The organism is Streptomyces fragilis, from assembly GCF_003112515.1.
GTDB classification, from domain to species: domain Bacteria; phylum Actinomycetota; class Actinomycetes; order Streptomycetales; family Streptomycetaceae; genus Streptomyces; species Streptomyces fragilis.
Window position 1 is genome coordinate 1 of sequence record NZ_BEVZ01000004.1, and the last position, 19,836, is coordinate 19,836.

At 71.0% G+C, this 19,836-nt stretch carries 16 protein-coding genes; 4 read left to right on the forward strand and 12 right to left on the reverse strand.

Annotated elements, in window-relative coordinates:
• Positions 1-304: 304 nt before the first annotated feature.
• The 3 genes from Sfr03f_RS13250 to thyX form a co-directional block, all read right to left on the reverse strand.
• On the reverse strand, positions 305-1,990 hold the full coding sequence (locus Sfr03f_RS13250) for a ribonuclease J (protein ID WP_108954104.1): 1,686 nt from the start codon (positions 1,988-1,990) through the stop codon (positions 305-307).
• 129 nt (positions 1,991-2,119) lie between these two features.
• Complete coding sequence (dapA, locus tag Sfr03f_RS13255) at positions 2,120-3,019, reverse strand: 4-hydroxy-tetrahydrodipicolinate synthase (RefSeq protein ID WP_108954105.1); 900 nt, start codon at positions 3,017-3,019, stop codon at positions 2,120-2,122.
• 228 nt (positions 3,020-3,247) lie between these two features.
• Positions 3,248-3,988 (reverse strand): FAD-dependent thymidylate synthase, encoded by a 741-nt coding sequence (gene thyX, locus Sfr03f_RS13260; RefSeq protein ID WP_108954106.1) that lies wholly within the window; start codon positions 3,986-3,988, stop codon positions 3,248-3,250.
• Between the two features lie 239 nt (positions 3,989-4,227).
• On the opposite strand from thyX, the gene Sfr03f_RS13265 reads away from it, so the two are divergent.
• Positions 4,228-4,806: an SCO5741 family PH domain-containing membrane protein gene (locus Sfr03f_RS13265; protein ID WP_108954107.1), complete on the forward strand. Its 579-nt coding sequence runs from the start codon at positions 4,228-4,230 to the stop codon at positions 4,804-4,806.
• Positions 4,807-4,877: 71 nt separating this feature from the next.
• Here the strand turns inward: Sfr03f_RS13265 and Sfr03f_RS13270 are convergent, their stop codons facing one another.
• The 5 genes from Sfr03f_RS13270 to rpsO all read right to left on the reverse strand — a co-directional run bounded on the left by Sfr03f_RS13270 (position 4,878) and on the right by rpsO (position 10,420).
• Positions 4,878-5,339, reverse strand: coding sequence for a tetratricopeptide repeat protein (locus tag Sfr03f_RS13270; RefSeq protein WP_108954108.1), 462 nt, complete (start codon positions 5,337-5,339; stop codon positions 4,878-4,880).
• Positions 5,340-5,346: 7 nt separating this feature from the next.
• Positions 5,347-6,099, reverse strand: a complete 753-nt coding sequence (gene dapB / locus Sfr03f_RS13275) for a 4-hydroxy-tetrahydrodipicolinate reductase (protein WP_108954109.1) — start codon at positions 6,097-6,099, stop codon at positions 5,347-5,349.
• 59 nt (positions 6,100-6,158) lie between these two features.
• Positions 6,159-7,538, reverse strand: a complete 1,380-nt coding sequence (locus Sfr03f_RS13280; RefSeq protein WP_108954110.1) for a M16 family metallopeptidase — start codon at positions 7,536-7,538, stop codon at positions 6,159-6,161.
• Positions 7,535-9,754: a polyribonucleotide nucleotidyltransferase gene (locus Sfr03f_RS13285; RefSeq protein ID WP_108954111.1), complete on the reverse strand. Its 2,220-nt coding sequence runs from the start codon at positions 9,752-9,754 to the stop codon at positions 7,535-7,537. The genes Sfr03f_RS13280 and Sfr03f_RS13285 overlap by 4 nt, the downstream gene beginning before the upstream one ends.
• 375 nt (positions 9,755-10,129) lie before the next feature.
• Complete coding sequence (rpsO, locus tag Sfr03f_RS13290) at positions 10,130-10,420, reverse strand: 30S ribosomal protein S15 (protein WP_108954112.1); 291 nt, start codon at positions 10,418-10,420, stop codon at positions 10,130-10,132.
• 282 nt (positions 10,421-10,702) lie between these two features.
• Between rpsO and Sfr03f_RS13295 the strand changes: the two genes are divergently transcribed.
• A complete protein-coding gene (locus Sfr03f_RS13295; RefSeq protein ID WP_108954113.1) occupies positions 10,703-10,987 on the forward strand; it encodes a DUF397 domain-containing protein in 285 nt (94 codons plus the stop codon).
• A 152-nt stretch (positions 10,988-11,139) separates the two neighbouring features.
• Here the strand turns inward: Sfr03f_RS13295 and eccD are convergent, their stop codons facing one another.
• Complete coding sequence (gene eccD, locus Sfr03f_RS13300) at positions 11,140-12,642, reverse strand: type VII secretion integral membrane protein EccD (protein ID WP_170145103.1); 1,503 nt, start codon at positions 12,640-12,642, stop codon at positions 11,140-11,142.
• 375 nt (positions 12,643-13,017) lie between these two features.
• Here eccD and eccCa point away from each other — a divergent pair, with 375 nt between their 5' ends.
• Positions 13,018-16,989 carry a type VII secretion protein EccCa gene (gene eccCa, locus Sfr03f_RS13305; RefSeq protein ID WP_108954114.1) on the forward strand — a complete coding sequence of 1,324 codons (3,972 nt, stop codon included), beginning with the start codon at positions 13,018-13,020 and terminating at the stop codon, positions 16,987-16,989.
• Positions 16,990-17,000: 11 nt separating this feature from the next.
• Complete coding sequence (locus Sfr03f_RS13310) at positions 17,001-17,222, forward strand: DUF6199 family natural product biosynthesis protein (RefSeq protein ID WP_159105640.1); 222 nt, start codon at positions 17,001-17,003, stop codon at positions 17,220-17,222.
• Between the two features lie 564 nt (positions 17,223-17,786).
• On the opposite strand, the gene Sfr03f_RS13315 is transcribed toward Sfr03f_RS13310, so the two are convergent.
• The 3 genes from Sfr03f_RS13315 to Sfr03f_RS13325 all read right to left on the reverse strand — a co-directional run bounded on the left by Sfr03f_RS13315 (position 17,787) and on the right by Sfr03f_RS13325 (position 19,807).
• The gene (locus Sfr03f_RS13315; protein ID WP_108954116.1) at positions 17,787-18,089 is read right to left on the reverse strand and encodes a WXG100 family type VII secretion target; all 303 of its coding nucleotides are present in this window, start codon (positions 18,087-18,089) and stop codon (positions 17,787-17,789) included.
• Between the two features lie 68 nt (positions 18,090-18,157).
• Positions 18,158-18,499, reverse strand: coding sequence for a WXG100 family type VII secretion target (locus Sfr03f_RS13320; protein WP_108954117.1), 342 nt, complete (start codon positions 18,497-18,499; stop codon positions 18,158-18,160).
• 78 nt (positions 18,500-18,577) lie between these two features.
• Entirely contained in the window at positions 18,578-19,807 is a 1,230-nt protein-coding gene (locus Sfr03f_RS13325) for a S8 family serine peptidase (protein WP_281262842.1), read from the reverse strand.
• Positions 19,808-19,836 lie beyond the last annotated feature (29 nt).

Here is a 19,836-nt window from a genome sequence, read left to right on the forward strand (position 1 = left end):
GTGACCCTCTCGGGCTTTCCTCCGGGCGCTTCCTTCGTTCCCGACTCTATCAGACCGTTTCCGTTCCGATTTCCTCGGCGCTTTCCAGGTCCTTCGCCTTTCGGCGCTTTCCCTTTCCGGCTCAACCGACTTTATCAGAAGTTCTGAGCCGGTTTTCCCGCCCTCCGGGTCCGGCACCCCCGGACGCGGTGAGCGTTGCGGGTGCCCCCTGGGCGGAGCCGTAAACGTACTGGAGGGGAGCGCCCGTATGCAAATCGAGGCGCTCCCCTCCTGGTTCACGCGTGGATCACGCGCTGACCAGGGCTCAGACGTCGACCACGACCGGCAGGATCATCGGCCGGCGGCGGTAGGTGTCGGACACCCACTTGCCCAGGGTCCGGCGGATGAGCTGCTGCATCTGGTGCGGCTCCACCACGCCCTCCTGGGCCTGGCGCTCGAGCACCTCGACCAGCTTCGGCAGGACGTCACCGAAGGCCTTGTCCTCGATGCCGGAGCCGCGGGCCTGGATGTGCGGGCCCGCGCTGATCTTGCCGGTGGAGGAGTCCACCACCACGAAGACCGAGATGATGCCCTCGTCACCGAGGATCTTGCGGTCCTTGAGCGCGGGCTCGCCCACCCCGCCGACGGAGAGGCCGTCGACGTAGACGTAGCCGGCCTGCACCTTGCCGGTGATCCTGGCCTTGCCGTCGACCAGGTCGACGACCACGCCGTCCTCGGCGATCACGATGCGGTCGTGCGGGACGCCGGTGAGGGCGCCCAGCTCGGCGTTGGCGCGCAGGTGGCGCCACTCGCCGTGCACCGGCATCAGGTTCCGCGGGCGGCAGATGTTGTAGAAGTACAGCAGCTCGCCGGCCGAGGCGTGGCCCGAGACGTGGACCTTGGCGTTGCCCTTGTGGACGACGTTGGCGCCCCAGCGGGTCAGGCCGTTGATCACCCGGTAGACCGAGTTCTCGTTGCCCGGGATCAGCGACGACGCCAGGATCACCGTGTCGCCGGGGACGATCCGGATCTGGTGGTCCCGATTGGCCATGCGGGACAGCGCGGCCATCGGCTCACCCTGCGAACCCGTGCAGACCAGCACCACCTCGTGGTCCGGCAGGTCGTCCAGCGTCCTCACGTCGACGACCAGGCCCGGCGGCACCCGCAGGTAGCCGAGGTCCCGGGCGATGCCCATGTTGCGGACCATCGAGCGGCCCACGAAGGCGACTCTGCGGCCGTACTCGTGGGCGGCGTCGAGGATCTGCTGGACGCGGTGGATGTGGCTGGCGAAGCTCGCCACGATCACGCGCTTGCGCGCGCCGGCGAAGACCGACCGCAGCACGTTGGAGATGTCGCGCTCCGGCGGCACGAAGCCGGGGACCTCGGCGTTCGTCGAGTCGCTGAGCAGGAGGTCGATGCCCTCCTCGCTCAGCCGCGCGAAGGCGTGCAGGTCGGTGAGGCGGCCGTCCAGCGGGAGCTGGTCCATCTTGAAGTCGCCGGTGTGGACGACCATGCCCGCAGGGGTGCGGATGGCCACCGCGAGGGCGTCCGGGATGGAGTGGTTGACCGCGACGAACTCGCAGTCGAAGGGGCCGAGGCGCTCCCGGTTGCCCTCCGCGACCTCCAGGGAGTACGGACGGATCCGGTGCTCCTGGAGCTTGGCCTCGATCAGCGCGAGGGTCAGCTTCGAGCCGACCAGCGGGATGTCCGGCCGCTCGCGCAGCAGGTAGGGAACGGCGCCGATGTGGTCCTCGTGCCCGTGGGTCAGGACGATGGCCTCGATGTCGTTGAGGCGGTCCCGGATGGACGAGAAGTCCGGCAGGATCAGGTCGATGCCGGGCTGCTCCTCCTCGGGGAACAGCACGCCGCAGTCGACGATCAGCAGACGGCCGTCGAACTCGAAGACGGTCATGTTGCGACCGATCTCGCCGAGACCGCCGAGCGGGGTGACCCGCAGTCCGCCCTTGGGGAGCTTGGGCGGCGGGCCGAGTTCAGGGTGCGGATGACTCAAAAGACTCTCCTCACCACGTACGCCACGTGCCCGGGGGCACGTGGCGCGCGTGACGTTCGTGCGTAAGCAGTTGTCGTGTGAAGGTGCAGGCGCGAGTCGCCCTGCGTATTCAGTTGTGAAGTCCGGTGTTCACAGCTGTACCCCGCCCTCGGCGAGATCGATCTTGAGCTGCTCGAGCTCCTCGGGGCTCAGCTCCACGAGCGGTGCGCGCAGCGGGCCGGCGGGCAGTCCTCGCAGGGCCAGGGCGGCCTTCGTGGTCATCGCGCCCTGGGTGCGGAAGACGCCCCGGATGACGGGGAGCAGCTTGTGGTGGATCTCCGCGGCCTTGTGCACGTCGCCGCCGAGGTGCGCCTCGAGCATGGCGCGCAGCTCCGGGGCGACCAGGTGGCCGACGACCGAGACGAAGCCGACCGCGCCGATCGACAGCAGCGGCAGGTTCAGGATGTCGTCGCCGGAGTACCAGGCCAGACCGGAGCGGGACAGTGCCCAGCTCGCGGCGCCCAGGTCGCCCTTGGCGTCCTTGTTGGCGACGATCCGCGGGTGCTCCGCGAGGCGGACCAGCGTCTCCGTGGCGATCGGGACGCCGCTGCGGCCCGGGATGTCGTAGAGCATCACCGGCAGGCCGGTGGAGTCGGCGATCGCCGTGAAGTGCTGGTACAGGCCCTCCTGCGGAGGCTTGTTGTAGTACGGGGTCACGGTGAGCAGGCCGTGCGCGCCGAGCTCCTCGGCCGTGCGGGCCAGCTCGATGCTGTGGCGGGTGTCGTTCGTGCCGACGCCGGCCACGACGTGTGCGCGGTCGCCGACCGCCTCCAGGACGGCCCTCAGGAGGGCCGCTTTCTCCGCGTTGCTGGTGGTGGGCGACTCACCGGTGGTGCCGTTGACGATGAGACCGTCGTTGCCGGCGTCCACGAGATGGGTGGCAAGCCGCTGGGCGCCGTCGAGGTCGAGCGCGCCGTCCGCCGTGAACGGAGTCACCATGGCGGTAAGGACCCTCCCGAAGGGGGTCTGCGGAGTGGAGGTCGGTGCCATGGCTAACACGCTACTCGCTGCACCGGGCCTGGTGCGCCGTCGGGGCCGGACATTGTGGACGAACGGGATCCCGGCACTGCCTGCTCGGGGGTTCAAGCAGTGCCGGGTCCGTATCGTCAGGCTAGATGAACTTCTCGAAATGCCGCAATCCGGACACTTCGAGCGGGGGGTGGGTTCCCCTTCACGGGAAGGCCGGAGCGACGGCCGTCACGCTGCCCGCCGGGCACGTCAGGGGGCGACCCGGCCGTTGGCGTTGAAGGCCTCGTAGGTGAGCGGCATGAGCTTGGCCCATGACTGCTCCATCTGCTCCGCGACCATCTCGATCTCCCGCTGCGGGAACGACGGCACCCGGGCCAGCTCGTGCTTGGTGCGCAGGCCGAGGAAGTGCATCAGGGACCGGGCGTTGCAGGTGGCGTACATCGAGGAGAAGAGGCCGACGGGCAGGACGGCGCGGGCGACCTCGCGGGCGACGCCGGCGGCCAGCATCTCCTGGTAGGCGCGGTAGGCCTCCTGGTAGGCCTCCGTCATCGTGCGGGTGACCGTCTCCTGCTGTTCGGCGGTGCCCTCGACGAACTCGTACTTGCCGGGCCTGCCCTGCTGGACCAGCTTGCGGTCGGCGCCGGGGACGTAGAAGACGGGCTCGAGCTGCCGGTAACGGCCGCTCTCCTCGTTGTAGCTCCACCCGACCCTGTGGCGCATGAACTCACGCATGACGAAGATCGGCGCGCTGACGAAGAAGGTCATCGAGTTGTGTTCGAAGGGGCTGCCGTGCCGGTCCCGCATGAGGTAGTTGATCAGACCCCTGGAACGCCCGGGCTCCTTCTCCAGCTCCTCCAGGGACTGCTCCCCCAGGGTGGACACCCGGGCGGCGAACAGCACGTCGGCGTCCGAGGCGGTGTGCTTGACCAGTTCGACGGTGACGTCGCTGCGGAAACTCGCTGTGAGGTCGTCTGCGGGGGTGTCGGTCACGGTGGGGAGTTCCTTCGGGAGGCGGTGTCGGCGGTGGGTTCGGCCCGGGTGGGCGGCCTTCGGCAGGCAGTCGCACACTCTACGACGACGGCATGCGCCGTTTGGACCCCGTCCGCGGCTTTCGGCTGCCGCCCGTGGCGGCGTTCGGGCCGCCCCTGGGTGGTGGGCCCGGACGTGGCTCGGTAGCCTCACCGGACATCGTTCGTGTGTATGGATCGTGGATCGAGTGAGGACCCGCCGTGCCCCTGCCCTTTCTGACGGCCGACCGCGCGTTCGAGGAGCAGGCGGACGACGTCGTCCTCCCGTTCCACGACCGGCAGCGGTGGCGGCGGCCCTACCGGCCGGGGCCCTACCGGGTCGGGCTGGCCGCGCTGGCACTGCTGCTCGCCTCGTTCGTGCTGGTGGCAGCGGTGATCATCGCCGCGACGACCTCGGTGACGACGGCCTGGGTGTGGTTCGGGCTGGCGGTGCTGATGATCGTCGGGGCGCTGCGCGGGCTGCGGACCGGCGTCTGGGTGAGCTCGGCGGGGCTGCGGCACGTGTCCTTCTTCGCCACCCGCACCACTCCGTGGGCCCGTGTGGGGGCCCTGCGGGTCGTACAGCAGCCTGTGCGGTGGATGGGGATGCCGCGGACGGTCCAGGGCCAGGGACTCGTCCTGGAGGCCCGTGGCGGGCGCGGTGGCGCCGCTGCGGACGGCGCGGTGGTGCTGCTCAGCACGCACGGCGCTGACTTCCTGGGGCAGCCCGAGGTCTTCGACCGCGCGGCGGACACCGTCGAGGCGTGGGCGGACGAGTACCGGACGGTCCCGGGCCGCTGAGGACGCCACGACGGCCCCGTCGCCCGGTGGGGCGGCGGGGCCGTCGTCGTATGCCGGCCGGCGCCCGGCCGTCAGCCGCGGGTGTCGGCGGCGGGCCGGGCGTCGTGGAGCTGGATGGCCCGCTGCATGGCCTTGCGGGCCCGGGTGGTGTCGCGGGCGTCGTGGTAGGCGACGGCGAGGCGGAACCAGGAGCGCCAGTCCTCCGGGGCGGCCTCCGTCTCGGCCTTGCGGAGGGCGAAGACGGCGTCCGCGGAGTCGCGGTCGATGCGGCCGCTGGGCGTGCGCTTCAGGTCGTCGACCGGGAGACCGCCCTCGGCCTCGAGTTCGGTGGCGAGGACGCCGGCCCTGCGGGCGAACTGGGTGTTCTTCCACAGGAACCACAGGCCGACGGCGGGCAGCACCAGCACGGCGCAGCCGAGGGTGACGGTGAGCGGGGTGCCGACCTGGACGAGCATGACGCCGCGGCTGCCGGCCAGGACGAAGTAGGCGATCAGGGCCAGGGCCGTGACGGCGTAGGTGATCTTCGCGCGCATGCCGGTGTCAGCCCAGGTCCAGGAAGTGCTCGAGCCCGAAGGTCAGGCCCGGGGCGTCCACCACGCGGCGCACGCCGAGCAGGACGCCCGGCATGAAGCTGCTGTGGTGCAGGGAGTCGTGGCGGACGGTGAGGGTCTCGCCCTCGCCGCCGAGCAGGACCTCCTGGTGGGCCAGGAGGCCGCGCAGCCGGATCGCGTGCACCGGGACGCCCTCGACGTCGGCGCCGCGGGCCCCCTCCAGCGCGGTGGCGGTGGCGTCGGGCATCGGGGCGCTGCCGGCCGCGCGGCGGGCCTCGGCGATCAGCTGGGCGGTGCGCTGGGCGGTGCCGCTGGGGGCGTCGACCTTGTGGGGGTGGTGCAGCTCGACGACCTCGACGGACTCGAAGTACGGCGCGGCGATCTGGGCGAACTTCATGGTGAGGACGGCACCGATGGAGAAGTTCGGCGCGATCAGGACACCCGTGGAGGGGGAGGTCTTCAGCCAGCCGTCGAGGGTGGCCAGGCGCTCCTCGCTCCAGCCGGTGGTGCCGACGACGGCGTGGATGCCGTTGGCGACGCAGTACTCGAGGTTGGTCATCACCGAGTCGGGGGTGGTCAGCTCGACCGCCACCTGGGCGCCGGAGGAGGTCAGGACGTCCAGGCTGTCGTGGCGGCCGAGGGCGGCCACCAGCTCCATGTCCTCGGCGTCCTCGACCGCCTTGACGGCCGCGGAGCCGATGCGCCCCTTGGCGCCCAGTACCGCCACACGCAGCTTGCTCATCTTGCTCCTGCTTCCTTTCGCGGGCCCCTCGGGGTCCGGTCGGCGTGGGTCCGGCCGGCTCAGGCCACGGCCTCGTGCAGCCGGGAGGCCTGCTTGTCCTTGAGCGGGCCGATGACCGAGAGGGAGGGACGGCGGCCCAGGACCTCCCGGGCGACCTCACGGACATCATCGGGTGTGACGGCGTCGATGCTCGCGAGGACGTCGTCGACGGACATCTGGTCGCCCCAGCAGAGCTCGCTCTTGCCGATGCGGTTCATCAGCGCGCCGGTGTCCTCGAGGCCGAGGACGGTGGAGCCCTTGAGCTGGCCGACGGCGCGGGCGATCTCGTCGTCGGGGAGGCCTTCGGCGGCCGCCCGGTCGAGTTCGTCGCGGCAGATCTTCAGCACGTCGGGCACCTGGCTGGGCCGGCAGCCGGCGTAGACGCCGAAGAGGCCGCAGTCGGCGAAGCTCGAGGTGTACGAGTACACGCTGTAGGCCAGGCCGCGCTTCTCCCGGACCTCCTGGAAGAGGCGGGAGGACATGCCGCCGCCGAGGGCGGTGTTGAGGACGGCCAGGGTCCAGCGGCGCTCGTCGGTGCGGGCGATGCCGGGCATGCCGAGGACGACGTGCGCCTGCTCCGTCTTGCGGGAGACCATGTCGATCTTGCCGGCGGCACGCAGGGTGCGGCTCCCGGAGCGGGGGCCGACCGGGACGGCGTCGTGGTCGGTGAGCAGGCCGGCCTTCTCGAAGGCGGTGCGGACCTGCCGGACGACCTTGGCGTGGTCGACGTTGCCGGCCGCGGCGACCACCAGGCGGGTGGGGTCGTAGTGCTTCTTGTAGAAGCGCCGTATGCGGTCGGCGTTGAGCGCGTTGACGGTGTCGACCGTGCCGAGGACCGGGCGGCCGAGGGGGGTGTCGCCGAGCATGGTGTGCGCGAACAGGTCGTGCACGCAGTCGCCCGGGTCGTCCTCGGTCATCGCGATCTCCTCGAGGATCGCGCCGCGTTCGACGTCGACGTCCTCCTCGCGGATCAGGGAGCCGGTGAGCATGTCGCAGACCACGTCGATCGCGAGCGGGAGGTCGGTGTCCAGCACGCGGGCGTAGTAGCAGGTGTACTCCTTGGCGGTGAACGCGTTCATCTCGCCGCCGACCGCGTCGATCGCGGCCGAGATGTCGAGGGCGCTGCGCCGGGAGGTGCCCTTGAAGAGCAGGTGCTCGAGGTAGTGGGTGGCGCCGTTCAGCGCGGGCGTCTCGTCGCGCGAGCCGACGTTGGCCCAGATGCCGAAGGTGGCGGAGCGCACCGAGGGGAGGGTCTCGGTGACGACGCGCAGGCCGCCGGGGAGGGTGGTGCGGCGGACGGTGCCGCTGCCGTTCGTGCCCTTGATCAGGGTTTGGGTACGGGCGACGGCCCGCACCGGGGAGCCGGTGCGGGCCGTCGCCGTGGAGTTACGAGAGGTCACTTCTCGCTGTCGTCCTTCTCTGCCTGCTCGGAGTCCTCGCCCTCGATCACGGGGATCAGGGAGAGCTTGCCGCGGGAGTCGATCTCGGCGATCTCGACCTGGACCTTCTGGCCCACGCCGAGGACGTCCTCGACGTTCTCCACGCGCTTGCCGCCGGCCAGCTTGCGGATCTGCGAGATGTGCAGCAGACCGTCCTTGCCCGGCATCAGGGAGACGAACGCGCCGAAGGTCGTGGTCTTGACGACCGTGCCCAGGTAGCGCTCGCCGACCTCCGGCATCGTCGGGTTGGCGATGGCGTTGATCGTGGCGCGGGCGGCCTCGGCGGCCGGGCCGTCGGAGGCGCCGATGTAGATGGTGCCGTCGTCCTCGATGGTGATCTCGGCGCCGGTGTCCTCCTGGATCTGGTTGATCATCTTGCCCTTGGGGCCGATGACCTCACCGATCTTGTCCACCGGGATCTTGACGGTGATGATCCGCGGGGCGTTCGGGGACATCTCGTCGGGCCGGTCGATGGCCTCCATCATCACGTCGAGGATGTGGAGACGCGCGTCGCGGGCCTGCTTGAGGGCCGCGGCGAGCACGGAGGCCGGGATGCCGTCCAGCTTGGTGTCGAGCTGGAGGGCGGTCACGAACTCCTTGGTGCCGGCGACCTTGAAGTCCATGTCGCCGAAGGCGTCCTCCGCACCGAGGATGTCGGTGAGGGTGACGTAGTGGGTCTCGCCGCCGATCTCCTCGGAGATCAGGCCCATGGCGATGCCGGCGACCGGGGCCTTGAGGGGCACACCGGCGTTCAGCAGCGACATGGTGGAGGCGCAGACGGAGCCCATGGAGGTCGAGCCGTTGGAGCCGAGGGCCTCGGAGACCTGGCGGATCGCGTAGGGGAAGTCCTCGCGGGCCGGGAGGACCGGCACCAGGGCGCGCTCGGCGAGGGCGCCGTGGCCGATCTCGCGGCGCTTGGGGGCGCCGACGCGGCCGGTCTCGCCGACGGAGTACGGCGGGAAGATGTAGTTGTGCATGTAGCGCTTGCGGGTCACCGGGGAGAGGGTGTCCAGCTGCTGCTCCATGCGGAGCATGTTGAGGGTGGTGATGCCCAGGATCTGGGTCTCGCCGCGCTCGAACAGGGCGGAGCCGTGGACGCGCGGGATGGCCTCGACCTCGGCGGCCAGGGTGCGGATGTCGGTGACACCGCGGCCGTCGATGCGCTTCTTCTCCTTGATCACGCGCTCGCGGACCAGCTGCTTGGTGAGCGAGCGGTACGCGGCGGAGATCTCCTTCTCGCGGCCCTCGAACTCCGGGAGGAGCTTCTCGGCGGCGAGCGCCTTGATGCGGTCGAGCTCGCCCTCGCGCTCCTGCTTGCCGGCGATGGTGAGCGCCTGCGAGAGCTCGGGGCGGACGGCGGCGGACAGGGCCGCGAACACGTCGTCCTGGTAGTCCAGGAAGATCGGGAACTCGCCGGTCGGCTTGGCGGCCTTGGCGGCGAGGTCGGCCTGGGCCTTGCAGAGCACCTTGATGAAGGGCTTCGCGGCCTCGAGACCGGAGGCGACGATCTCCTCGGTGGGGGCGTCGGCGCCGCCCTCGACGAGCTTGACGGTCTTCTCGGTGGCCTCGGCCTCGACCATCATGATCGCGACGTCGCCGTCCTCGAGGACGCGGCCGGCGACCACCATGTCGAAGACGGCGTCCTCGAGCTCGGTGTGCGTCGGGAACGCGACCCACTGGCCGCGGATCAGCGCGACGCGGACGCCGCCGATCGGGCCGGAGAAGGGCAGGCCGGCCAGCTGCGTGGACGCGGACGCGGCGTTGATCGCCACGACGTCGTACAGGTGGTCGGGGTTGAGCGCCATGACCGTGGCGACGACCTGGATCTCGTTGCGCAGGCCCTTCTTGAAGGACGGGCGCAGCGGGCGGTCGATGAGGCGGCAGGTGAGGATCGCGTCCTCGGAGGGGCGGCCCTCGCGGCGGAAGAACGAGCCGGGGATCTTGCCGGCGGCGTACATCCGCTCCTCGACGTCCACCGTCAGGGGGAAGAAGTCGAGCTGGTCCTTGGGGTTCTTCGAGGCGGTGGTCGCCGACATCACCATGGTGTCGTCGTCCAGGTAGGCCACGGCGGAGCCGCCGGCCTGCCGGGCCAGGCGGCCCGTCTCGAAGCGGATGGTGCGGGTGCCGAAGGCGCCGTTGTCGATGACGGCCTCGGCGTAGTGGGTCTCGTTCTCCACCAGTGTTCTTCTCCTCGTCTTTCGTCCCGGCTGCCCGTGTGGCAGGGGGACGTCGGCGGAGAAGCGCTCCGTGCCTTGCGGGCCGGTCTTCGATCGAAGCTCCCGGGTCTGTCTCCCCGGGGGCCACTACCGAGGACCGGCGGCGGCGAGGTGCGCTTCCCCTCGTTCGGGTGAACCGCTCGCGCGAGCGGTCCGGTCGTGCGGCCGGTGATACGTGGTACCCCGTGGGGGCCCGGTGCTCACCGGTGATCATGCTGTGGCGTGCGTCATGCGTCGTGCTACCACACTACAAAGTGTGGGTGACACCTCGCACGTTTCCGTACATACGGCAAAGGGAGCGATCCCCTACCCGGGAACCGCTCCCCTCACGGCGTCTTACTTGGCGCCGCCGGCCGCACCACGACGGATGCCGAGGCGGTCGACCAGGGCACGGAAGCGCTGGATGTCCTTCTTGGCCAGGTACTGCAGCAGACGGCGACGCTGACCGACCAGGATGAGCAGACCACGACGGGAGTGGTGGTCGTGCTTGTGGCTCTTCAGGTGCTCCGTCAGGTCGGAGATGCGGCGGGTCAGGAGCGCGACCTGGACCTCGGGGGAGCCGGTGTCACCTTCCTTGGTGCCGAACTCGGTGATGATCTGCTTCTTCGTAGCGGCGTCGAGCGACACGCGTACTCCTTGGTGATGTCCTGATGGCCACCGAGTGCCCCCGGTCTGTGTCTCGGGGGAGCTTCCGTTACTCGGGAGGCGGGGATCCGCTGGGCGCGTCCTCCAGACCGCCGTCGGGCAGGTCCGGTGGTGCGTACACAAACGGCCGTCGCCCAGAGTACCAGGCCGGAAGGTGGGCCCTGGGCCCGGGTCGCGCAAGCCGTCCGGGGGCCGCGGGGCGCGCACTAGGGTACGTCGCGGATCGATGCGGCCCGGTCAGGGCCCGTTCGGAAGGGGCTTCGCATGGCGGAGACAGCGGAGACGGCGGAAGACGTGAAGGCCCGCAAGGAGCGGGAGCGGGACGAGTTGTACGCGCTCGACATCTCCGGCGTGGAGTGGCGGAGCGCGCCGGGGACGGAGCAGGACGAGGAGCGGGTGGAGATCGCGCACCTGCCGGGCGGCGCGGTGGCGATGCGGTCGTCGCTGGACCCGGGGACGGTGCTGCGGTACACGGAGGCGGAGTGGCGGGCCTTCGTGCTGGGCGCGCGGGACGGGGAGTTCGACCTCGAGCCCGCCGCCGAGGGCTGAGCGGGACGCCGGCCCGGCGGGAAGGCCGGGCCGCGGCACACCCGCCGGCCGGGCGGGAACGCGTGGGCGGCGGGAGCGCCGAGGGCGGGTGCGGTGGTCCGCACCCGCCCTCGGCGTGTGGCTCCCGGCCTGCCGCCGGGCAGGCCGGCGGGTCAGCTGGTCATCGCCCGGGCGGCCTCGTAGACGCCGAAGACCGCGAGGGCCAGCGGGACGAGGGTCAGCAGGACGAAGGACTCGGCGATCTCCAGGAACCGCCCCCAGAAGGGGGTCGGGCCGCCGCGCGGGGCGATCAGGCCGATGCCGGTGATCAGCGCCGTCGCGGCGGCGACGGCGGCGACCAGCCACAGGGTGCGCAGTTCCAGGGCGGACGGGTCGGCGGTGGCCGGCGGGTTGAGCGCGAGCCCGACGCCCAGCAGCACCAGGGAGGCGAGGCCGGCCGCGAGCAGCGGGCCCACCTGGGCGGTGTAGCGGAACAGGGTGGCCCTCATGATCAGCGCGATGCCGGTGGCCAGGGCGAGGAGCCGCGCCCACAGGCCGTCGGAGAAGCCGAGCACGGCGCAGGCGACGACGGCGACCAGCGCGCACCCTCCGACGAGGCCGACCAGCAGTTCGTGGCCGCGGCGGGTGCGTTCCTCGATGCGGTGCAGGTCGACGGGTTCCTGCGGCTCGGTCTCCAGCGCGCCGTAGGCGCTCGCGGTACCGGTCTGCGGCGGGTCGAAGCCGATGGGCAGGCGGGCGAAGCGCAGGGACATGCCGGGCAGGAAGGCGAGGGCGCCGACGGCGAGCGGGGCGCAGAGGGCGGCCGTCTCGGTGGCGTTCCAGCGCAGCGCGAGGGCGGCGAACAGGGTGGCCACGCCGATCGCGGAGGCGACCACGCAGGCGACGAAGGGGCCGTCGCCGCGCGGGGAGCACAGCGTCAGGACCACGGCGGCGACCAGGACGGCGGCGCAGGCCAGCAGGACCTGGAGCTTGCCGATGCCGGCGCCGTCGGCGAGCGGCAGCAGACCGGAGCCGGCGACGCCCATGTTGGGCAGCGCCCCGAGGCCGAGCGCGAGGGCAGCCTGCCGGTCGTCGTAGACGCGGGCGCGGACGCAGGCCAGGACGACGAGGACCACGCCGGCGATGGCGGCGAGGATGCCGGGCAGGCCGTGCATGTCGTGGCCGGGGTGCGAGGTCCAGGCGACGAAGGCGAGCAGGGCGGGCAGCACTCCCCCGGCGATCAGGCCGCCGGTGCGGGTGAGGTCGCCGGACCACAGGGTGTGGTCGCGGGAGACCGCGGAGGCGACGGCCTCGGAGACGTCGTCGAAGACGGCGGGCGGCAGCGAGGCGGAGAAGGGCCGCAGGGTGAGCAGCTCGCCGTCGAGGATGCGCTGCGCCGCGAAGGAGCGGGCGCTGTCGAGGACGGTGCCGTCGCGGCGGACGAGGTGGTAGCCGACGGGAGCCCCTTCGGCGGGGCTCTGCCGGGAGAGCCTGAGTATCTCCGGGTAGAGGTCGGCGACCGGGATGTCGTCGGGCAGCGCCACGTCGATGCGGCTGTCGGGCGCGACGATGGTGACCCGGCAGAAACCGAGTCCGGAGCCGGCGCCCGTTCCTGACGGGCCCGCGGGTCCGGGGCCGGCCTGTCCGGTGGCCGGCGCGGAGGCCGTGGTGCTCACCTTCTGCTCCCCCTCGGTGGTGGTCGTGCGGTGGTGGTCCGCGGTGGCGGGTGCGCGTCGCGGATGCGTGTGACGGACCCGCGTGACGGATCCGTCGGCGGATCCGTGTGACGGATCCGTGCGGTGGGCGCGGCGGTCCGGTGACCGCGGAGGGCGTGTGGGCGTCCCCGCGGCGGCCGAACGTCCGTGTTGTCCGGTGTCGTTCACGTGTGTCCGCGCCAACCGCCGGCCCTGGCCGTCCGGTCGGGGCGAACATCCGGCACCATACCGCTCACCGGTGCTGCGTGGACTCAGTAGGATCACGCCGCGGCCCGCATACCCGGACCACGGGGTGCCCTGGACAACGGCAGGGCCCGGCAAGGGGATTGGTGACCAGTGAGCCACATCGTCGTGAAGCGCCCGCCGAGGGCGCTGCCGTCCGAGGTGCCCACGGAAGAGATCGTGCTGCAGCCACCGCCGGAGTTGCCGCGCGGGCATCAGGAGAGCGTGCTGATGCAGTTGCTGCCCACGCTCGGCATGGGCGGTTCGGTGGTCTTCTTCTTCATGAGCGACAAGCCGTTCATGAAGATCATGGGCATGGTGATGATCGCTTCGACGATCGCCATGTCGGTGGCGATGGTGGTGCGGTTCCGGCGGGGCAACCAGGGACAGCTGGCCGACCTGCGGCGTGACTACCTGGGCTATCTGACGCTGACCCGGCAGCGCGCGGTGGACACCGCGAAGGCGCAGCGGGACGCCCAGTACTACCTGCACCCCTCCCCCGAGCAGCTGTGGGCGCTGGTGGCCGAGGGCAGCCGGGTGTGGGAGCGGCGGCCGGGCGACGAGGACTTCGCCCAGGTGCGGATCGGGCTGGGCCCGCAGCAGTTGGCGTCGCCGCTGATCGCTCCGCAGACCGGGCCGGTGGACCAGCTGGAGCCGTTGACCGCGGGTGCGATGCAGCGGTTCGTGGCGGTGCACTCGACGCTGGAGGACCTGCCGATGGCGGTGTCCCTGCGGGCGTTCCACCGGGTGACGGTGAGCGGCGAGCAGGAGTCGGTGCGCGCCCTGGTGCGGGCCATGACGGGGGCGCTGGCCTCGCTGCACTCCCCCGAGGACATGGTCCTGGCGGTGGCCGCGGGCCGCGGCGCGCTGGAGCAGTGGGAGTGGGCGAAGTGGCTGCCGCACGCCCAGGCGCCGGGCGCGCCGGACGGCGCGGGCTCGCGTCGGCTGATCTCCGGGGACCCGCGGGTGCTGGAGGACCTGCTGTCGGGCAGCCTGTCGGGGCGGCCCCGGTTCCATCCGGCGGCTCCTCCGCTGCCGGAGACGCCGCACCTGGTGCTGGTGCTGGACGGGGTGTCGCTGCCGCAGGACTCGGTGCTGGCGAGCCCGGAGGGTTTGCAGGGCGTCACGCTGATCGAGGTGGTGCCGGGCGAGCAGGTGGGCGCTCCGGGCGACCTGGCGATGGCGGTGCACCCGTCGTCGCTGCGGCTGGAGTCGGCGCACGGGGCGGTGTACGAGGGGACGCCGGACACCATGTCGTACGCGTCGGCCGAGGCGCTGGCGCGGCAGCTGGCGCCGCTGCGGATGGCCTCGGGCGGTGACGACGACGAGCCGCTGCTGGCGAACCTGGAGTTCACCGACCTGCTGAACCTGGGCGACGCCGCCTCGGTGGACCCGAAGCGGACCTGGCGGCCGCGCGCGCTGGCGGAGCGGCTGCGGGTGCCGATCGGCGTCGGCGAGGACGGCCGTCCGGTGATGCTGGACCTGAAGGAGGCCGCGCAGGAGGGCATGGGTCCGCACGGCCTGTGCGTGGGCGCGACCGGTTCCGGCAAGTCGGAGCTGCTGCGCACCCTGGTGCTGGGTCTGGCGGTCACGCACTCCTCGGAGACGCTGAACTTCGTGCTCGCCGACTTCAAGGGCGGCGCCACCTTCGCCGGCATGGCGCGGATGCCGCACGTGGCCGCGGTGATCACCAACCTGGCGGACGACCTGACGCTGGTGGACCGGATGGGCGACTCCATCCGCGGTGAGCTCAACCGCCGGCAGGAGATGCTGCGCGACGCGGGCAACTACGCCAACATCCACGACTACGAGAAGGCCCGCGCGGCGGGCGCCCCGCTGCAGCCGATCCCCTCGCTGGTGCTGGTCATCGACGAGTTCAGCGAACTGCTCAGCGCGAAGCCGGACTTCATCGAGATGTTCGTGCAGATCGGCCGCATCGGCCGCTCGCTGGGCGTTCATCTGCTGCTGGCCTCGCAGCGTCTGGAGGAGGGCCGGCTGCGCGGCCTGGAGACGTACCTGTCGTACCGCATCGGTCTGCGGACCTTCTCGGCGGCGGAGTCGCGGGCGGCGCTGGGCGTGCCGGACGCCTACGAGCTGCCGAACGTGCCGGGTTCCGGCTTCCTGAAGTTCGGCACCGACGAGATGGTGCGGTTCAAGGCGGCGTACGTCTCCGGCGTCCACCGTTCGGGGGCGCAGCAGGCGGCGCTGGCCGGCGGGCCGCTGCCGGTGGACCGGCGGCCGGTGCTGTTCACGGCGGCCGAGGTGCCGGTGCGCTACGCGCAGGTGCCGCGGCAGCGGGCCGAGTCGGACGGTGCGGGCGGTGACGACGCGCTGGCGGACACGGTGCTGGACGTGATCGTGAAGCGGCTGGAGGCGCAGGGTCCGGCGGCGCACCAGGTGTGGCTGCCGCCGCTGGACAGCCCGCCGTCGCTGGACGGTCTGCTGCCGGGGCTGACGGCCGTGGAGGGCCGGGGCCTCACCCAGCCCGGTTACGAGGGCGCGGGGCGTCTGGTGGTGCCGGTGGGCATCGTCGACAAGCCGTACGAGCAGCGGCGTGACCCGCTGTGGGTGGACTTCTCGGGCGCGGCCGGCCACATGCAGATCCTGGGTGGTCCGCAGTCCGGCAAGTCGACGCTGCTGCGCACGCTGGTGTCGTCGTTCGCGCTGACCCACACCCCGCAGGAGGTGCAGTTCTACGGGCTGGACTTCGGCGGCGGCGGCATGGTGTCGATCGAGGGTCTGCCGCACGTGGGCGGCGTGGCGTCCCGGCTGGACCCGGAGCGGGTGCGGCGCACGGTGGCCGAGGTGTACGGCGTGCTGAACCGGCGCGAGGAGTACTTCCGGGCGGCGGGCATCCCGTCGATCGCGGAGTTCCGCTCCCGGCGGGCGCGCGGCACGATCTCGGTGACGGACCAGCCGTGGGGCGACGTCTTCCTGCTGATCGACGGCTGGGGCAACTTCAAGGGCGAGTACGAGGCCCTGGAGCCGATCGTGCTGGAGATCGCGGCGCGCGGCCTGGGCTACGGCGTCCACCTGGTGCTCACCGCGTCGAGGTCGATGGAGGTCCGCTCCAACCTCAAGGACCAGTTGATGAACCGCCTCGAGCTGCGGCTCGGCGACCCGATGGACTCGGAGTTCGACCGCAAGGTGGCGGCGAACGTGCCGTCGGGTGTTCCGGGCCGCGGTCAGTCGCCGCAGAAGCTGCACTTCATGGCCGCGGTGCCGCGCATCGACGGCCTGACCTCGGACTCGGACCTGGCGGACGCCACCGCGGCACTGGCTTCGGAGGTGACCCGGCACTGGACGGCTCCGGGGGCGCCCAAGGTGCGGCTGCTGCCGCGCCACCTGCCCCTCGCGCAGCTGCCGGCCGGCGACCGGTTCCCGGAGCGCGGCGTGGCGTTCGGGCTGGACGAGAACACGCTGGAGCCGGTGTTCGTGGACTTCGACCAGGACCCGTTCTTCCTGGTCTTCGGCGAGAGCGAGTCCGGCAAGTCGAACCTGCTGCGGCTGCTGATCAAGCAGCTCACCCAGCGCTACCCGGGCGATAAGTGCAAGCTGTTCGTGGTCGACAACCGGCGCTCGCTGCTGGACGTGACGCCCGACTCGCACCTGGCCGAGTACATCCCGATGTCCAACACGATGGACCACCACATGGCGGCGCTCGCCGACCTGATGCGGCGCCGTTCGCCCACCGCCGACGTGACCGCGCAGCAGCTGCGGGAGCGCAGCTGGTGGAGCGGGCCGAACGTGTACGTCATCGTCGACGACTACGACCTGGTGTCGACCTCGCAGGGCAACCCGCTGTCCGGGCTGACAGAGCTCCTGCCCTTCGCGCGCGACGTGGGCGTGCGGTTCATCATCGCCCGTTCCACCGCGGGCGCCGGGCGCGCGGGATACGAGGCGTTCATCCAGCGGATCAAGGAGCTGGGCGCCCAGGGCCTGGTGCTGGCGGGCGACCCCGGCGAGGGCGACCTGCTCGGCGGGGTGCGGCCCCGGCCGATGCCGGCCGGGCGGGGCGTCTTCGTCTCGCGCCGTCGCGGCAAGCCGCTGGTCCAGACGGGACTCGTACCGGAGGGGACGTACTGATGGACGGCCTGATGATGTTCGGGATGCTGGTCGCGCTGATTCCCGGCGCGCTGGGGCTGCTGGACCAGAAGAAGATGTGGTGGCGCTTCCAGGCGAAGAACTACGCCCACCCGGAGCACAACGAGCCCTCCGAAGGGGCGTACCGCCGGCAGCGGGTCATGCTGATCGGCTGCTCGCTGGGACTTGTGGCGCTGTTCGCCTATCTCTGGGCCACGGCGCCGTCACCGAGCTGAACCGGGGGAGAGATCTTCATGGCATGGGACGAGTGGGAGTCCCACTCACTCACCGGTGCCGTGAACCGTCCGCCGTCCGCGGGCTGTCGACGGCGGCGCTGGCCACGGCCGTCGCCAGGAACCTGCTGAGCGGCTGTTCGAGCGAGCCGGAGCGTGCCTACGGGACGCCGAGCTCGCTGTGCGGCACCAAGGTCCCCGCCGGGTCGTTGGAGCCCTTCCTGCCGGCGGGTGAGCAGGTAGCGGTGAAGGAGGGCCGGCCCTCCGACGACGAGGCGCGCCGCTCGGTGCGGTCGACGGCAGGGAGGTCCTCGTCGCCTCGCTGGAGTGGCGCGAACGCCGGGGCGGCGTCTTCCAGCGATCCTGGCCTACGCCAAGGGTGCGGAGAGGTCGGAGTTCTGCCGGAAGTGACGGCCGTGGTGCGCTCCGGCACCACGGCCGTCACTGAGCCGGCATCGCCCGTGAAGCGAAGGAACCGGGTCGGGGCGCCCTCCGTGCGCGTCCCGATCCGGTTCCCCGTGCTGTGCCGACTCCTGTGCCCCGCGGTCGCCCGCTGCGGCTGAGGGGTCAGCTGTGGAAGTAGCTGGCCGCCTTCAGGTCGCCACCGCGGTAGTCACCGCCGGCCTGACTCACCTTTTGGCCGATCTGCGTCAGCGCGGTGTGGATGGCGTTGGCGTGCTTGTCCCACTCGCGCATCACCTCCTGGAAGGCGGTCGCGGCCTCGCCCTCCCAGCCGGTCGCCGCCTGGGCGATCGCGGACTTCAGCGCGCCGAGGTCCGTCTCCAGCTTCTGCGCCTGGGTGCCCAGCTCGGTGGTCAGGGCGTCGAGACCGCCGTACTTGACCGCGAGTTCATCCTGGTTGATCGACATGCTTCCCTCGTCTCATGCTCGTCTGCTCGGGGTGGTGGGTGCTGTGCGGGGTGTCCGCCGGCGTGCGGTCAGTAGCTGCTGATCGCGGAGGTCTTGCCGCCGTACTGCACGTCGATGGAGTCGATCGTGCCCCGCACCTCGTCCTCGAGGTTGTCCTTGTCCCTGCGGGTCATGTTGATGTTGTCGAGGAACTTCACGAGCAGCTGGCCGATGTCGCGCATGTGCTCGTTGATCTCGACCTGCTTCTTGTTGAAGGCCGCGGCGCCGATGCCCCGCCAGTGGCCCTCGAGCTGGTCGATGGTGCCCTGCAGCCGGGTCATCTGACCCTTGATCGACTCGAAGCGGTCGACGATGTTCTTCTGGAGGGCTTCGACCTCACTGTCCCGGAGAAGCTGTCCATCTGAAGCCATGGCCTGTGATCCCTTTCGTCAGCGGTCTGGGTGTGGGTCTGTTGGTCGGGGTGGGTAGGTGCGGGGGCGCGGCCCTGATCAGGCGGTGCGCCGCTTCCGCACGACGACGAAGGCGACGACGCCGCCGATCACCACCACGGCGGCGGCCGCGCCGGCGATCGGCCACAGGGTGCCGCTGTCGCCGTCCTGCGCGGCGGCGGTGTCCGTGTCCGTCGCCCCGGCGTTCTTGCCCTCGCCGCCGGGGGCGGGCTTGGCGCCGTCCGCGGGGGCCTTCGAGGAGGCGTCGGCGGGGGTGGTGGGGGTGGGTGAGGGGATGGGCTGGAAGACCTCGAGGCTCTTGAACAACGCCTCGTGCTGCTTGAGCAGCGGATCGACATCGGGGGATCCGGGGTCGAAGGCGGGGTCTGCCAGTACCAGACGGGGACGGGCCAGACCGTGCCCCAGGTAGACGCTCGTCTCCGATCGCGGCCAGTCCCGACTGGCGGTTTCAATGAGCGCGTTCAGCACCTGGTTGTTGGTCCAGTCGGGGTGTGCGGACCAGATCAGAGCGGCGGAGGCGGAGGTGACAGCGGCGGCGAAACTCGTTCCCTCTTCGGTGCAGTATCGGGTGAATGTCGCGTCGCACCAGCCGGGGAGGTTGAGACCAGGAGCAGCGAGGTCCACATCGATGCCCTTTTCGGAAAACTCACCCACTGTGCCGGTCTTGTCGGCTGCAGCTACACCCACCACGTAGGGATAACCGGCGGGGTACCCGATGTACTTACCCGCCAAAGTTTTCTTCCCCGCCTCGTTACCTACGCTGGCGAACAGAAGCTTGCCCTTGGAGTAGGCATATCTGACTGCGGCGGCATCCTTGTCGATGATGTAAGAGTTACCGAAGGACATGTTGATGATCTTCGCGTCGGAATCGGCCGCAGCTCTGATGGCCTTATCGACACTCGGGGCCTTTTTCCCGTCGGCCTTGCTCATCCCCTTCATGGCAATGCGAATAGGCAAGATCTTGGCGTCAGGTGCCAGCCCTCTTATCCCACCGCCCGCGCCGGTCCCCGCGATGGTCTCGGCCATGCTGGTGCCGTGACCGACCGGATCTTCGGTCGCGCCGTACCCGACCGGACCGGAAACGGCATCCTCGATCACCTGCCCCTTCAGGGCGGGCGTCTCGGGGTTGACGCCGGAATCGATAACGGCGACAGTCACGCCTTCACCGGTGCTGGTTTTCCACATCTCACGGGCCTTCATGGCGGTGAGGTGCCAGCCCTCTGGCGCATCCGCCGCCCAGGCCGACGGGACGGCACCCACCGTGATCATGACGAGCGCGCCAAGCGTCGCCCCGACGG

Coding starts and splice junctions, on each gene's coding strand:
- Sfr03f_RS13295 (WP_108954113.1), top strand. CDS start 10,703: ATGGCGGAGACAGCGGAGACGGCGGAAGACGTGAAGGCCCGCAAGGAG.
- dapA (WP_108954105.1), bottom strand. CDS start 3,019: ATGGCACCGACCTCCACTCCGCAGACCCCCTTCGGGAGGGTCCTTACC.
- Sfr03f_RS13270 (WP_108954108.1), bottom strand. CDS start 5,339: ATGCGCGCGAAGATCACCTACGCCGTCACGGCCCTGGCCCTGATCGCC.
- Sfr03f_RS13320 (WP_108954117.1), bottom strand. CDS start 18,499: ATGGCTTCAGATGGACAGCTTCTCCGGGACAGTGAGGTCGAAGCCCTC.
- Sfr03f_RS13315 (WP_108954116.1), bottom strand. CDS start 18,089: ATGTCGATCAACCAGGATGAACTCGCGGTCAAGTACGGCGGTCTCGAC.
- Sfr03f_RS13325 (WP_281262842.1), bottom strand. CDS start 19,807: ATGATCACGGTGGGTGCCGTCCCGTCGGCCTGGGCGGCGGATGCGCCA.
- Sfr03f_RS13310 (WP_159105640.1), top strand. CDS start 17,001: ATGATGTTCGGGATGCTGGTCGCGCTGATTCCCGGCGCGCTGGGGCTG.
- dapB (WP_108954109.1), bottom strand. CDS start 6,099: ATGAGCAAGCTGCGTGTGGCGGTACTGGGCGCCAAGGGGCGCATCGGC.